Here is a 15,205-nt window from a genome sequence, read left to right as displayed (position 1 = left end):
GCATCTATCCCTATCCTGTTAGGACTAGTTAACTAGGCAGGTTATCTGTGGTTCACAGCTGTTCCACTTTGGGGCGCTACGTTGGACTAAGGTCGAAAATCGCTCCTTGATGGACGGTTGCTGAGATGGTTCATCGCCACCGTCATCGACCTTCCCGGTGCCCCCACAACTCTTGCAATCTTTAGCTTCGACGGTCTGATCGCCGCAGAAGGAGTGGGATTATGCATATTTTCAGCTACAGACAACCGATAAAAGTGCCCGCCTAAACAAAATCTCCCGAGAGCGTCCACACAGTGCTCTGGTGCTCTTCAAAATTGCCACCGATCTCCAGTGACGCCTTACTGAGCTGAGCTTTCAGGCCGGCATTGATGCCGAAGTCTTCAGTGTATGTCAGGGTCAACGAGAATTTTTTGAGGCCGTGCTCTGTCCGGTTATTGGCAATCGCCTGCCACATTGGTTCAAAGGGATACCAGACCAGGTCGTCCGGAATGGTCGGCAACGCATGCCCTTCAAGGGTCGAGGTAAAGAGTAATCGCGAATTGTCACTTCGTGTATGCCCGGCGTCAATGGACGCTGTCTCACCTGTAGCCGCAAATGCACCTGCCAGATTTGCAGCGAACTCTTGCCCCCATCCTTTGACGTGTTCCGCCTGGATGTTCGATGCGCCGAGCGCAGCCAGCAAGCGAATGGCCTCTGCAAATTTGTGTTCAAAGGCAAATCTATGAAATCCCGCTAGCGGGAAATACGTTGTTTGCTTCGCAGGGTGCTTTGCATAGACCAATCGCTCTTGCGGGTGGCCAGGAGGAAATTGCAGATCGCAGGCGCGCTGCGCACTGATTACTGAAACATTATCGATTTCTGCAATCGTATTGAGGACTTTTTCCAACGTTTTGGAGGTTGCGATGGAGAACCAGTCAAGTGGGTTCTTTTCACTTAAAATCGTTTCCCTAACGGTACGTAAATGCCCCGAGATTTTGTGCTCGACCTTGCCGTCCTTTGAGACAATGATCAGCTGATTGTTCAGCGAATTCTGACCGTTCACAGGTTTTCCTTGTTGATTTCAACTCTTTACACCCAGCCGCCATCAAGCTCGGATGGGGGAGATATTCTATTCTGTCGGCGTGCTTTCTTCGATCTTTACGCAAGGATATCCAGAAGTCGGGCACCTCGCCGGTATCGCAGGCTCACTGCCCCTTTAATTTCTGCCTTTACTGGGCGCCGTAATAGGCAACGGAGCAGAAAAGGTACCCGATTTCCTGGCGCGGCTCGTCGCAGTGCTGCGAGTTTCGATTTGAAGACGCCATGCTTCCAAAGCCTGGATATCCGTGAGCAATTCGTCCGGATCAGGTACCGCTATGTCACCTGCCATTGCCTTGTCATGGGCATAATTGGAGCACTTGCTCATGCCAGCAGTTACTTGCAGGTAGTCATTGTCATCAACGATGACTCCAGATAAACGCTGGGTTTCTACACCCTTGCGGAATCGTAAGACGACACACCTTAAAAGCACCTCCTCGACTGCACGCTCCCATGCCATTCGAAGTAGGAAGTATGCCTCGACGGTTTGTCTGCGGTGCTCGTCCTCTTCTCCCGATCTGAAAAGCTTTGTTATGTGCTGTTGCCGCACCATCAATGATCCGATGCGACCAGTCGTATTTTTGCCTTCAAATGGCAGCTCCGGCGTTGCGACACCATAACCTTCAGCACTTTGTGCGATGCTTTGGGTCATTGCGGTGACCCCAGTCGAATCTGCTTGCTCCGCTAAAACACAAAGGAAGTAGATGTCGTGGGTGAAAACGACTACCTGTCTGCGCGCCGCTTCTTTGACTAACCTAGCCGCGACACGCTCGCGACGCCGGTGATCCAGGGAGGAAACCGGGTCATCCAAAATGATGCCTCCTGTGCTTTCATCGAGCCCTACCTCGGCCAAAAACGACGCTAATGCAATGGCTCGCTGTTCACCTTCACTGAGAAGGTCTTTCGGATTTCGACTCTGCGGCAGATCCAACTTGAGCTTGTGCAGCATTTTTCCACGCCCTGATCGACTATGGAGGGCAACCTGGAGACCTCCCACACCTAGCGCTTTGAACTCGGCATTAAGAGCGTCCTGGAGTGACGTGGAGATTACGGTCTCACCAATCTGAGTGGCTTTGGTTGAGATGGCATTTGTCCGAAGCGAGGTGATGCATTTGGCCAAAAGGGCCACGTGGGTCATTCGGGAAATGGCGTTTATGACTGCGTCTTTTACCTTGCTCAGCAGCACGCGTGCTTCCAGTTCTGCATACGTCTGCTGAAGTTGAATTCTTGCCACCTCATCGGACGCCTGCTCAAGGTTGAGAGCTTGTTGATTGAGTTGGTTTACCAGTGCCTGTAATCCAGATGAGGGATTTGACGGGGGAGGCGTGATACCTGTCCAGTTGTTGGACTTCACAGCGTCAACCAATTGGTCACGACGCTCCCCTAATGCACGCTCATACTCCCGACAGTCCGCCGCGATCTTTGGAGCCAGTACGTGGATTTCCGCATGGGTGGCCTCATCGAGTCCAATCGTCACATCCAGTGTTGTAAGCGGTGTGTATTTCTCAACCATCGCTTTACGGCGGGAGCGCGACGTTTTTTCAGCCTCTTGTTGGATGAACTCCTCAAAGCGAGCCAGTCGCGCGGCGCCATCATTGAGCGTTTGCTGGCAGAGTGGGCATGGGCTGTTCGGGTCGAGCGATATGAAGTCCTGACCTGGGTGGGATTCGAGAGCGAATTTACGGGCTGCGTCGAAAAGCTCCCGCCAGGCATCACCACCAGTGCCTGGTAGTAGGTTTTGCTGTTCTTTGAATTTATTCGCGGCGAGTTCCGCCGCCGATTTTGCTAGTAGATAGTCCTTAACCGATTGCTTGAGGCCTTGTTCAACGTCCTGGTCAACCTGTGGCGATTTGTTCAAGGCGGTGCCGGCAACTACAGATATACGTTGTGCCAGTCGCCTCAACTGGTTGGCCTTTTCTTTGGGATTATTTTCCTGGAGGCTCTTGCCAATGGTCGTGTGCTGGGTGAGCTCGTCTTCTGAAAGGGTGCCGAGCGTTTGAACAGTATCTGGATTGGTCTTGGCGGAGAGAGCGGCAATCATCCTTCCAACTTCAGTCTTGCCTTGCATCGGGGAGAAGGCAGTGAGGTCAACGGAGTACTCTTTCTGCTCCTGCTCAATCGCCGTTTTTAACTGTTGCTGGAGCACGGCGAGTCGTTCAAAAACATCCAGACCGTGAGGGACATAAGAGTAGTCGGCTTCGTTTACCAGGTATGCATTTGCACAGCGGGAGTCAAAAATTGAAAGGCTGGAGAGTTCCGGCGGCGCAGGCTGGTTATCCGTCCACAGCACATCGATACCGACACCATTCACGCTAATGCTAAAGCTGGCCCGGGCATTGGCATCCACTGGTAGGGGATGATTGGCATTCGGGTAGATTGTTTCTGACTGATCCCGCGCTCGACATGCTCGTTTCAAAACTCGGGAGTACCCTGATTTGCCAGAGCCATTCCCTCCGTAAATTACAGTCAGCCCCTGCGGCGCGAATGCCAGGCTGTGTTCTGGCGCAATCGCGTTGACGTTCACAAGATTTTTGACTGCAAGCAGTTCGATGTGAGTTGTTGGTTTTATTGCAGCGGGAATCTGATCCTCATTCAGTGGGGAGGCGATACGTCCCTGCGGGTCGGTGATTCCATGAGCTGCCTTGAGCAGGGCGAGCACATCCTCAAAGTCCTGTGGGGTCAAAGAGTCCTGCCTCAGCAAGCGTCTCACACAGTCCCCTTGCCAAGCGGGCAAACTTTTCGACCACATCAACACTTCCTGCAGAACTGACATGAAACCTCCATTTCCATGCGATACCGTCCAGCTCTAAGCTTTTGGTTTCGCTCTGGTTTCTATGTAGGTGACCAGCAAAAGCATGGTGAGTAGTTCGCGCTGTGATCGAACCTAATCCACATAAGTTGTGAGTCTAGCTTGTTCAGTGATGATGACTTCTCGGATACTCCATTCTCTTAAATTAATTTCCAAAAATTCTCACAATGCCCTAGCGAGGCTGACTTGAGACGAAGCGATTATCTGCAAGGTGACGTTGCGCGATTTTGCAAATGGCTATCCCAGCGATTGAGGGGGTGCCCTATTCATTTTTCGATCACGGGATATCACAGGCAATATCCAGCGTTGTATGACGCATTGAACGCATACAGGTGGCCACCGAGGGAGGTGTCTGGCCGACCGAATCCTGATGGCAGTTATCCCTACATGCACCCAACGGTGCCTACCTTAGTGGCAAACAGTACGTTGGCCGCCAATTCGGAAGTACTTGAGATTATCCAGAAGGCATTACGAACTGCGTACGCTGAGGCACCCGCGTCGAGCAGCGCGCTTGCTGGGGCAGTGGCAGCCACGCTCCACTGGGGCGGCGTTTATACGAGAACTAGACATGGTGGTAACAAGCACTGGCTGGCTCAAAATTACGTGAATTTGTTCTCCGTCCTTCAAAATGTAGTGAAGGATCATGCCCTAGGAGAAGATGTCAGCGGGGTTGCCGCGTTGCGCTTTAACTCCGGGATGACGAAGATATACTCGCTCCTCATAGATGATTTCATCATCTATGACAGCAGGGTCGCTGCGGCGTTAGCTTGGTTGGCCCTGAAATGGTGGACGGTTATTGAAGGTAAGCCGCAAAACCAGATACATGAGCACCTTCGCTTTCTATGTCTCCCAGGTAACGGAAAATCACGGAAACTTCGTAATCCTGCGCCTTCAGTGTTTACGACCCACGCGACCAATCCCTATGAACACTACAAATGGAACGTGCGAGCTAACTGGTTGCTACATCATGCTCAGGTGCTGGCAGGTAAAAAAAGCCGCTTCAGTTCATTGCGTGAGGTTGAGGCGGCGCTGTTTCAGATGGGGGAGAGAGTGGTTTAAATTAGCGAGAGATCGAAGAGCTACGATTCAAAAAGAGTTGTGTGGTTACCATTAGATCCTTGGTCGCTACGCTAAAAACTCAGGTTGGTGATCGATTAGATGAAACTGGGGTTCGTAGTAAATGGGGCCGTTTGGGGAGAAATACGGTGCAGCGCTCTTGCTCCGCGCTTCCATCCTTGAGCAAAAAAATGCTCATTCGGAAGTGCCTGCACTTCTCCCCAGCCTCGCGATCCCCTGTTTGATATGCCCAGCGTTCTCACCAATCCTTTCAAGTGCGCCACGTGCATTGTCACAAGCTTCAGATGACCCGCGCTGCTCCTCCAGCAGCACAAGCTCCATCAGCGCTGCTTCAATCGCCAGTTGGTTTTCGTACAGCCTGGCCAAAATGTCTGGAAGGGAATATTGCTCGGCCATGATTCGACTCCGTTCGGATAGAGAGCAAAAGCATAGCAGTGGTTCGAAGATGGTCTGGATTGCCTGGCGGGCGAGGGCATAGACAAGAAAGAGCAAAAAGCTCAGTCCGAGCGATTCCAATGGCGCTGAACGGTGGTTTTTGCCATCCCCAGCTTAATAGCTACTTCAGCCCGCGAAAGACCTTGCTCCTTGAGCACCCGGACGGCCTCTCGTGCTTGGGCTGCTGCCGTAATCCGTGGGTGAACGGGTTGTTCAATTTCCACTGGGATTGAAACCCTCAACAGCTTTAGCGATTTTAGATCCCTTTCAGCATTCTTCAGGATATCGCCGGCGCTCAAATCGTCCTGCACCCCACATACGATTGCCATTAGCGCAACAGGACTGATCTCCAGCGCGTCGGCGAGCTCAATGATGGCCTCCAGGCTTGGTGAGGTCTTCTCATTCTCGATGCGGCTGACATGCGATTGATCGACCTTTTGGCTCAGCGCTTGCTGCGTGAGATCACGTTTAGCTCGCAAGAGCTTCAGGGTCGCGGCAAATGCGGTGCGGACAGACATTTTTCCGTTCCGTAAAAACAGAGCTGTATGCCGCGATTGCCATGATCCACTCAAATGTATATATTCATTCGAGTGGATCTAACGGCTCGTTAATGCAGCGACACGCGTTGGAGGCTCGGCGACGTGACTGCCGTTGGTCATTCAATTTAGCTGTAAATCGAGATCAAGATCGGGAGGCAGATCGAATCTGTGCAGCGAACGCTCATCAACTGAGCCTCTGCACCAATGCTTCGCCTAGCCGTGCTGTGTAGAACAAACATAATGCATGTACGGCGCCCATCCGAACGTACGGCGGGGGCGGACGTGCGAGAACCACGAACCTCTATTTTTAGTAAAGAAGGGCGGTCTGAATGGTCGATGGTCTCGGCGAGATTTTGCGTGATAGGAGCGTTGCTCCCCTGGTGACAGTCCGGCGTGATGATTGATCAACAAAGTCTTTCATGTGTCCCGGCAGCCGTCGCTATGGCGATGGAAAAGGACTTCGGAGTGCCCGTTACGGCGTACTTATTCGCCGCCATCGACAGTCCACCTGTTCTGATGGGAACGGTTTACGGCGATACCACTGGGCGATTTCGCGAGGGAACCAGCATGCGGACGTCGAGGATCATAGGCGTGCTGTTCATCGATGGTTATTCGCTATTCAGAACCATCGCCGGCAGCCTCTATGTGGTGGTCAGTTGGATACCTGGAGGAAGCAATATTTATATGAATCGCGTTTATCACTGAGTATTTTTGGCTAGATGCTTATTTCAACAACTCGCTGCGGCAATCAGGTTGGCGAGGGGGAACGGCACTGTGAAAGAGCTCCTCTTCGTGTGCAGGGGGAGAGCGGTAGGTTTGAGTGGTAATGAAAAAATGAGCGTTACAGATGTTGAGTTGTTGGGGGATTTGTTTTTTGGGCCGGCCACCGTCTTGGGTGGTTCAGGGTTAGACGACCGGGCGCTGAAGCAGGCCGCAATGGAATCGTTCCCTGAAAAGCGCAGTTGCGTGGTGCGCGAGTGGATGCTCCTCGATCTGATGCTTGAGGAAGAGTGTCAGCGGGAGATGAAGGGGCAAGGCATGGTACCTACCATCCTGTACACCCAAAATATGGTATTCGACAGCGCCCAAAAACTTCCTGAACGGGGCCAGTTCAGAACGCATTTTGCGACCTCTGTAGAAGGTTGCTTCTTCGAAACGACCGATACGGTTTTCGTACTCGCTGGCAGAGGCAGTCGTAAGTATGCAAGTCTTTGTGCAATCAGCGCACTGGACTTGGCCATTAAGATGCAACCGATACGCTAAGCCAAGCAAGCGCATCAGTTTGAACGCAACGAGACAATTCGACACTTTCAGGCAAGCAGACAGCACGTCCAAACAGGGTACAACGTAAGCGGGACATTGACCGTGATGACCATGACACCGTCGGGTCGGAGGACGGGCATTTCCGACGACTCGGACTTCACTCTGCTGGTGTCCTTCCGATGCCGCGCGGATACGAACTGAGCGACGCTGCGCTAAAATCGCGCGATGTGAACAAGTGATCAGGTCTATTCGATGGATGAAGCAACAATCTCTCGCCTACAGTGGCTGGACGAGTCGGCCAGCGAGCACGGTTGGAATAATCGCGAGGAAATTAACGCGAGCGTGAGGTGCATCTGCAGCGCCTGCGGCCAATGGTCAGAACCCGCCCAAATCACAAAGTGGTACAACGAAAGGCACGCCTGTTGCCCTTACTGTGGGCTGACCGGCGTTGTTGTTGGCTCCAAGTCGGGATTGCCGCTTGAGGAATACGAGAGCTGTCGAATTCCTGAGTAGCGCACCACCAAACAATTCGCTCGTTGAGCAAATCCAGAACCCGCCATTGAGCGGGTTTTGTCATTTATGAAACAGAGGACGAGCCCATGGTTGGCATCCAAATGCCGAGGGATTTATTCGAGCCAATCCCGGAGAACGGCTCGAAGCACTTCCTGAATGAGTGCCTGCACCATTTTTTCAGCAAGAAACTGGGCTGCGGATTTGAAGCGGCTCTTTTGTCGCATGGGCATTTCCTTCTCCAATGATTGAAATTTCAACAGGGCTATCGAAGCAACAACTGTCAGAGCTGTTGCCGTCATAGCGTGTTGAACTGATGCAATGGTGAAGGCAAAAAAAGCCTGCTTTAGAGGCTGGTTTGCATGGTTTTCACGTCGAGCGTGGGTGCTTCAGAATCAAGTCGCTTACATGTTCTTTGCTGAGGTTGCTGACTCATTCAGGTGACTCACCAAGGCCTCGCGTAGCGTTTCCAGAGCATCCTGCAGGCGCCGCCTCTCTCTCGGGTCATCTCCTGCCGGCACAAAGCCCTCGCAATGCCTGATCAACGCCTCACAGTCGTTAGCATTCAAATCAAACTCAATCATTTCGAATCCGCTCTCGGTGCGCTTTGAGATGTTCCATCTCCCGTACCCATCGTCGTAAAAAGCGTCGCCAGTCACTTGCGTAGCTTCCTTGTGGTAAGCGGGTTGAAAGCACGCTGGCGGCTTCAAATCTTGCGTGCCAAGGTTGGGGGATGTGCTGATCCAGGACGATCACAAAAGAATGGCCGTCAGAGCCTTCGATTCGCGTCTCTGGAACGGCCTCACGAAGCTCATCGATCGACAAAACGCCGGAGTGACCAATAGGGTTTTCCAGATCCTGCCGGTCGATTTCAGCCAGTGTGGCCAGAGGGGCTTTGGCTTCTGCTGCACCAGGTTGTAGAGCTTCTAGCTCCCACAGCGCTTCTCTACGGTTTCGCTCGCGCAGCCAAAGGGCTTTTGGATCACTGCCCATTCATCATTCCTTACTGTATTGACTGCCTGTTGGCACCATTAACATTTCAGCGAATGCTATCAGCGACTGCTGGGGAAGGGGGCTATGGATGGTGAAAAGGGTGTGCAAATAGAAATGCGGTAAAAGGTAAGGGATAGTGAAATGAGAACAGTAGGTGAGGACTGCTTGCAATGTAATGTGCGCCGCTTATGGCTGTCCGGTCACGTGCGGCTTCCGGTCAAAAGCTGACATCCACGCATGTCCTTTTCCTGCCCAAAACTGTAGTGGTCAACTAATCCCGGACACGACGTTAAGTTTTTTCTCGGCCTGAGCCGGGGCCAGCCTATCGTTGAACTGGCGCGGTCGAATCCAGTTGTACCGATGCATCAGATAGTAACTGATGTCTCGGTGCGTTTCTTGAGCCGTCATGTAGCCCACGGTCGGTATCCATTCAGTTTTCAAACTGCGAAATACGCGCTCCATCGGTGCGTTATCCCAACAGTTTCCCCGACGGTTCATGCTCTGGTGCATGCGGTAACGCCAGAGCCGTTAGCGAAACTGGCGACTGCCGTATTGGGCGGATTCAACCGGTCGCTTGTTTGTAGGCATGTGATCCGGGTTGTTTACTGACTAACGCCAGTTCCCGCATCAGGTCACGCACCTTGAACCGTCCGATTTGCTCGCCATCTTCCTTTTCCTTCATCATCGACACGATGCTGCGGCTGCCGGCGGCGTTTCGACTCTGTGTAAACAGCTCATTAACTCGACTGCGTAATCGAAGCCGCTCAACGTCCGGAGTTCGGCGTCTGAGGCGATGGGCGTAGTAACACGAACGAGTGATATCAAAGACCACACAAAGCCAATCAACCGGCTCTTGGGCGCTCAGTTGATCAATCAGCGCGTGGCTCGTGCTCTTCCGACATCAAGAGCGCGGTAGCTTTTTTTAAAATGGATTTTTCCCGCTCAAGACGAGCGATCCGGGCTTCCAACTCCTGGATCTTCTGCTGCTCAGGCGTCAGCGCTTTTGTCTGGGGGAGTAACGCCGTTGCGCTCCGCTGGAGTTGGCTTACCCAGCGACGCAACGCGGACTCGACCACCTAGTGATCGGCAAGCCTCGATATGGCTGTAGCCTTGATCGAGCACGAGAGCTGCTGCCTCGCGTTTGAATTCAGCGGAAAAGGAACGACGTTGCCTGGTCATCTGACACCGCTATCTGGCGAGCATTCTCGCCTAACTGGGTGTCCGGTTTCATTAGACCACTACACAGCTTTAAGGAGGGGCTCGGGCTTACAGGAGTACATACCGTTTAGTTGGATATAGTAGTTATTACTAATTCAACTAAGACAAGCTATCTTTAAAGTCCGTGAAGTCGCCGACGGGAACCTGCTAAGACATTGCAAGCGGAAAAGGCAACAAACCTGTTTACGCAATCTATAGTTGCTGAAAAGCCTCAGTTATCGTCGGGACTCTTTGGAGAAAAATGATGAGACATACGCTGCTAGCGTCTATTTTTTTGGGATGTTGGATTGTCGCGCCACCACAGTTATTAGCAATTGATGTGGATATACCTGGCGTAGTGAAGGTATGTGACACATGTGGAGGCGGTTTATTGGGTGGCTCCAGGCCTAATACTCCTTGGAGCGCTGTAGAATTTCTGCAAGGAGTCGCTCAGGGATCAGGTGATCCTCTGTTGTCACGTGCGGCACAGAATCTTGATCAATTCAAAAAGGCTATTTCAGACGAAGCTCAGGCGGCGATTGACAATGCCGTTAAGGCGCAAAATAAGGCCACCTCGGATGTGGCACAGAACTTGATAAAGTCAGCAAATGATATTGTTGATGCGACTGCTGCCGTAGCGCGTTATGGCGAAAGAGAGGTGTCTGGGACAATCGACGTACTTTCACAGGCGCAGCAGCGCGTACGTGAAGGCAAGGTTGTGGATGCGATGTGGCACATTTCAACTGATAGCTGGCAGAACACGAACAAAAATGCTGCGCAACTTGCAGAAGAGAATGAGATAGTTTCAGTCGCAGGGCAGGCAGTTGCAAGTGCATATGGAGGGCCTGCGGGCGCTGCCGCCTATGCTGCCTGGCTGTCCTACAATAAGTCAGGAGGAAATGTCGACCTAGCGCTCAAAGCAGGAGTTTATGCCTACGTGACGGCATCGGGGGCGGCGGCCACGGGGAGTATGCCAACCGACAGTGTCACCGACGTTGCCAAAAAGGCCGCGTTAGCTGGTGCTGTGGGTGGGCTTGCCGTTGCCGCGTCTGGCGGAAGCAATGAGGATATTCTTAAGGCATTTGTGGACAGCGGTAGTGCGGTGGTAGTGCAATCGGGACAATCTTACGTCTCGAAAAATTATACTGATACAGAGCCCCCGCGATTTGACAGTTATTGTGTTACAGCCGTCAACATGTCGTGTGCAGATGCAAAAGAATGGTACGACACCTCTAAAAAGAGGCTCGATGATCTTAAAACACTGACTTCTACTTCGCCGACGGTTAAAGTTACAGGAGATGGCGATTGGGCGATCAGTTGGGATAAAGATGCCGTCGCTCATCCACAAGACGGTTCGCCTGCGGTGGCGCTAACATATGTCGGAAATGGCTCTCCGCTAAACAACGTCTTGCGCGGAATTGCCGCAATAGGAGACCCTTCAAAGTTTTCGGGACACTGGGTAGCCTATCGAGATGTTGGCGCATTAGATTCATTTTTCGATTTCACCGATCCAGGACAAAACCGCCCGACTCCTATCGTTGGTGATAACCTGCGTGCCAACCGTAATATTAATATGCGTTTTTCACCTGCGGACTGGACTGCAGCGAGTGGTCTGCTTTCATCGGGTACAGAAGTCAAGGTTTTGGAGGTCAGAGTTCTTAGTGCTGCCGGGACACAGCAAGAGTGGATCCGCCTACAACTGCCTACGCCGCTGTCTACTCAGGCCCGCTGAGTAGCCACAATAGGAGCTCTGCGGCAGCAAGCCGCAGAGCTCCGGCCTTATGCATGCGGCATTTACAGATACGTCAAACCAATAGTCGAATCACAGACTTTAACGTTTGTTTCTACCTGACGTGATTAGTCCCGAACGCCTCTTGGGTCTTGTCGACACTTCCGGATTAGCCATGACGCTTGGACTAGGATGATCTAATCACTTAACCAATGATCTAGCACCTGCCAAGGTTGGGGGATATGCTGATCCAGAACGATCACAAAAGGGTAGCTATCAGCACCTTCGAATCGTGTCTCTGGAACGGCTTCACGAAGTTCATCTACCGACACGGCGTAGGAATGACCAATAGAGTTTTCCAGATCCTGTCGGTCGATCTCAACGAGTGCGGCCAAAGGGACTTTTGCTTCCGCTGCGTCGGGTCGCAAGGCCCCCAGCATCCACAAAGCTTCCCTACGATTTCGCTCGCGCAAAACTCAACGTTAGGCTTGCGCCAGCTCAAGCCAAGAAAAAATTTAACGTCATGTCCGGGATTGGTTGACCAATATATTACAAATGACCTTGCCGACATCAGTGCCATCTTCATTGTTAGGTAACGGGAGCTAGGTTGTGTACCTGTGATACCACCACAAGTTAGCCTTCGGTATGGGCCAATAGTCTAGTGAAAGACACCCAGTTTATATGCTGGGTGCTTTCTTCGCATCTAATATCACTTATTTATCTTGCGGCGTTTTTTATGAGCATTTTAATTGATTCGAAGGTCAGGTGTTGTATTAGATATTTATTAGGAAGATCCAGCTGTGATTTATAGCTCCCAAGACGAGCCCTCAGCGCTAAAAGTAAATGATGAGCATCCATGCCTTTATAGAGAGTGGCACGTTTTTTATCAACTTTATTCAGAAATGATTTTAGTCCTGCGTGATGAAGATTAGGTCGAACAGATGCGAAAATGTTTATTATCGACCATGCTGCATCAGAAGCATTAACGAAAATTTCATCAGCGTAGTCCCTATGGAGAATAGACAGTATTTCTGTCAGGCCTCCGAGATACATGAACACTGTCGGAATGTCGGGTTGCGAGACTTCGGCTTCGTCAGAAATTGAAAATAGTGCTAATGCCGCACTTTCTACAGTGTTTCGAGCTTCCATCTCACACAGCGACCACTCAAAATAAAAGCCTCGCTCAGGCGGGGCTCCGTCATAGTTTCGGAACAGTTCAAGTGCGTCATGCGGGTTTTTCTCTTTTCGATAGAAACTTGCAAGTTTTGTGAGGAGCTTGTAGTTGCTTGTGTCTGTTTGGAGTAGAGCCTGTGACAATGATGTGGCTACAGTGTTTTTATTATTTTCGAAAAAGAAATCAGCCATCTTGAAGCGCCAAAACTCCAAATTTGCAACACGTTCAATCTTGGCTTTTGCCTCTGCCGCAAGTGCTAGGTCGATGAAAAGTGTGGCAGTATCAACTTCGAATTTTGTTTCTAAAACCTCAACTATCGCCTCGGCAATGTATTTGTGCCGGGTGTAGATAGTTGTCGCCGTTCCGGTCGCTGCTGCTTCTTGTCCGAGCTTATTGATTACAACGGTTTTTAACTTAGATATCGTCATGCCCATTGCCGCGGCCAAGACATCATAGGTGAGCTTTTCAAAGCCTTCAGCGTGCATTGCAGCAATATAGGCTAGGGCGTCTCTGAGAGTTTTTCCTAAACTAACTTCCGCTTCATCTAGCCTAGAAAGCATTTCTCCAGCATGGTCAAGCAACTTGCCATTGTGCCGACTAAGCAATAAGGCACCGAAGAAGGCACCAGAAGCACGCCTGGATTCCTGTTTGGCAAAGAAGCGCAGCTTGTCAACTCTGCTCGTGGTATCCAGGTTCGCCAAGCCGCCTTCACCAAGACCACGGTCACCAAATGCCTCCCAAGCATGAATGATTTTTTCAGCGTCGGCCTTACTCAAATCCTTCAGAACGATTTCTTTGTAGGTACAGGAGAAACCCCATGGAATGGTGTCAGCACTGTTGGAACGCCAGTCGGAGTCGCGGCAAGCCAGCAAAAAGTCGATTTTGCCAGCGTATCCAGCGAGGCTAGATTCGGCAAAACCTTGGATCTGCTTTGCAACTTGATCTGCTTCATCGATTACAATGAGCCAGTCATTATGCGTGTTCAGCACTGGGAGAAGAGCATCCACATCAAACGGACGCAAATTGTTCTTTCTGTACAGGATTCGCTTAGATGGATTCTGCTGAATTATCTCATAGCTCGCTTGCAGCAATGCCGTGGTTTTCCCTTCGCAGCCTGCCGCCAACAACGTACAAACACAAGGCAGGCCAGACGCTTTAGCGACTAGCTTATTGTAGGCACTTACAATCTCATCAACGATTTCCCTTCTCGGGATGGATGTCGATATTGAAACTTCCCAGGTAGGGCTTGCACCGTCAAAAAAGTAAACAGCTAAGTCCTCAGGGATCGGTTTGGCGTACTTCCGTAAAACCTCGAACTTGGTGATCTCCCAGCCACCAGGTGGCGTTATTTTTTTGGGGGATTGCATGACGGGAACAAATGGTTGCGGGAAATGAAAGTGCCACTCACTGTCGATTCTGTGCTCCTCGGGGAACCCATTCGAGTTAAGCTTCCAAGTTTGCTCATCGAAATCCCATGTGAATGGCTGGAGGGCAAGCGACTTGTTGGCTAGATCGGCTCGACCCCATAGGATACTATTTTTCCACTGACTGGCTTCACCTGCTTGAAATGAAGCGCCAGCCTGAATAGTCATAAAGGCTGAGCCATTTGCGTATTCTGGTTTGCCCCATACTTTATGCATATGGCCGTATAAATAAATAACATTGTGCCGTGCGAACAGAGTCTTTATCGGCTCCGCATGAGTAGGGGAGTACCAATCCAAAGGGTGATGTCCTAGCACGAACATAAGATCACAATCGGCATTTTGTTCCAGTGCATCTCTCACAAGCGGGACGCCTGGGGTAAGCTTCCCTTTATCTTGCCCATCACGGCAAAGCCAAGAGGTGTTTATTCCGAGGATGCCAACTTTTTTATCACCTACATTCAATTCTTTACTGTAAACGCCCTCTTCTTGTTCAAATGCTGATAGCTCGTTGGCAAAAGGCGAAGTAATAAAACCTCTAAGGCGTTCGATGATCCCGGCGCGATCTTTAAGAGACGGGGCTGTAGGCTCGAAATTCCCGTTTTCAAGTGATAGATGCTCATCGCGGCCAAAATTTCGTTCAACGTCTCGTTGAACGTCGTGATTACCTGGAACCAAGAATATTTTTTCAATGAAATCGTAGCCGAAATGCGCAAGCAGTGGATAAATCACGTGTTCATTAAACAGAACGTATTCGCTCGGTTGTCCTGAGTTCGCGATATCTCCAGTGATGAACACTAGATCGGGTGGGCCTTCTTTTGCACTCCGAGTGATGACGTGCTCAATGAGCTTCCGAGTCACCAGTGGTTGTTGGTAAGTGCTGTCCGGCTTTTTACCAAAGTGAAAATCGGACAAATGAAGCCATTTCAATTCGCTCACGCACATCTCCTTTGCGTTGCATCAAGCATAAAAATGGGCACT

General features: G+C 51.0%; 11 protein-coding genes and 1 pseudogene. 4 read left to right on the top strand and 8 right to left on the bottom strand.

Annotated elements, in window-relative coordinates:
• Positions 1-262: 262 nt before the first annotated feature.
• On the bottom strand, positions 263-1,042 hold the full coding sequence (locus tag QMK55_RS01300; protein ID WP_320328488.1) for a hypothetical protein: 780 nt from the start codon (positions 1,040-1,042) through the stop codon (positions 263-265).
• 153 nt (positions 1,043-1,195) lie between these two features.
• Positions 1,196-3,850: an AAA family ATPase gene (locus tag QMK55_RS01295; RefSeq protein WP_320328487.1), complete on the bottom strand. Its 2,655-nt coding sequence runs from the start codon at positions 3,848-3,850 to the stop codon at positions 1,196-1,198.
• 447 nt (positions 3,851-4,297) lie between these two features.
• Between QMK55_RS01295 and QMK55_RS01290 the strand changes: the two genes are divergently transcribed.
• The gene (locus QMK55_RS01290; protein WP_320328486.1) at positions 4,298-4,945 is read left to right on the top strand and encodes a hypothetical protein; all 648 of its coding nucleotides are present in this window, start codon (positions 4,298-4,300) and stop codon (positions 4,943-4,945) included.
• A gap of 192 nt (positions 4,946-5,137) precedes the next feature.
• Here QMK55_RS01290 and QMK55_RS01285 read toward each other — a convergent pair whose 3' ends face one another.
• Positions 5,138-5,359, bottom strand: a complete 222-nt coding sequence (locus tag QMK55_RS01285) for a hypothetical protein (protein ID WP_320328485.1) — start codon at positions 5,357-5,359, stop codon at positions 5,138-5,140.
• Positions 5,360-5,460: 101 nt separating this feature from the next.
• Positions 5,461-5,916 (bottom strand): helix-turn-helix domain-containing protein, encoded by a 456-nt coding sequence (locus QMK55_RS01280; protein ID WP_065614921.1) that lies wholly within the window; start codon positions 5,914-5,916, stop codon positions 5,461-5,463.
• A 414-nt stretch (positions 5,917-6,330) separates the two neighbouring features.
• Here QMK55_RS01280 and QMK55_RS01275 point away from each other — a divergent pair, with 414 nt between their 5' ends.
• Together QMK55_RS01275 and QMK55_RS01270 are read left to right on the top strand one after the other, a co-directional pair.
• Complete coding sequence (locus QMK55_RS01275) at positions 6,331-6,642, top strand: hypothetical protein (RefSeq protein ID WP_413787264.1); 312 nt, start codon at positions 6,331-6,333, stop codon at positions 6,640-6,642.
• A 111-nt stretch (positions 6,643-6,753) separates the two neighbouring features.
• Positions 6,754-7,200, top strand: a complete 447-nt coding sequence (locus tag QMK55_RS01270; RefSeq protein WP_320328484.1) for a DUF6957 family protein — start codon at positions 6,754-6,756, stop codon at positions 7,198-7,200.
• 1,086 nt (positions 7,201-8,286) lie between these two features.
• On the opposite strand, the gene QMK55_RS01265 is transcribed toward QMK55_RS01270, so the two are convergent.
• Both QMK55_RS01265 and QMK55_RS01260 read right to left on the bottom strand, forming a co-directional pair.
• Complete coding sequence (locus QMK55_RS01265; RefSeq protein ID WP_320328483.1) at positions 8,287-8,703, bottom strand: hypothetical protein; 417 nt, start codon at positions 8,701-8,703, stop codon at positions 8,287-8,289.
• Positions 8,704-8,970: 267 nt separating this feature from the next.
• Positions 8,971-9,882 (bottom strand): annotated as a pseudogene (locus tag QMK55_RS01260) (transposase).
• A 280-nt stretch (positions 9,883-10,162) separates the two neighbouring features.
• Here QMK55_RS01260 and QMK55_RS01255 point away from each other — a divergent pair.
• A complete protein-coding gene (locus tag QMK55_RS01255; protein ID WP_320328482.1) occupies positions 10,163-11,632 on the top strand; it encodes a hypothetical protein in 1,470 nt (489 codons plus the stop codon).
• Positions 11,633-11,826: 194 nt separating this feature from the next.
• Here QMK55_RS01255 and QMK55_RS01250 read toward each other — a convergent pair whose 3' ends face one another.
• Together QMK55_RS01250 and QMK55_RS01245 are read right to left on the bottom strand one after the other, a co-directional pair.
• On the bottom strand, positions 11,827-12,069 hold the full coding sequence (locus QMK55_RS01250) for a hypothetical protein (protein ID WP_320328481.1): 243 nt from the start codon (positions 12,067-12,069) through the stop codon (positions 11,827-11,829).
• Between the two features lie 277 nt (positions 12,070-12,346).
• Entirely contained in the window at positions 12,347-15,163 is a 2,817-nt protein-coding gene (locus QMK55_RS01245) for a metallophosphoesterase family protein (RefSeq protein ID WP_320328480.1), read from the bottom strand.
• Positions 15,164-15,205: the final 42 nt, after the last annotated feature.

The organism is Pseudomonas sp. P8_229 (genome assembly GCF_034008635.1).
GTDB lineage: Bacteria > Pseudomonadota > Gammaproteobacteria > Pseudomonadales > Pseudomonadaceae > Aquipseudomonas.
Note: the sequence above shows the minus strand (reverse complement) of the source record. Positions and strands in the feature narration are given on the sequence as shown.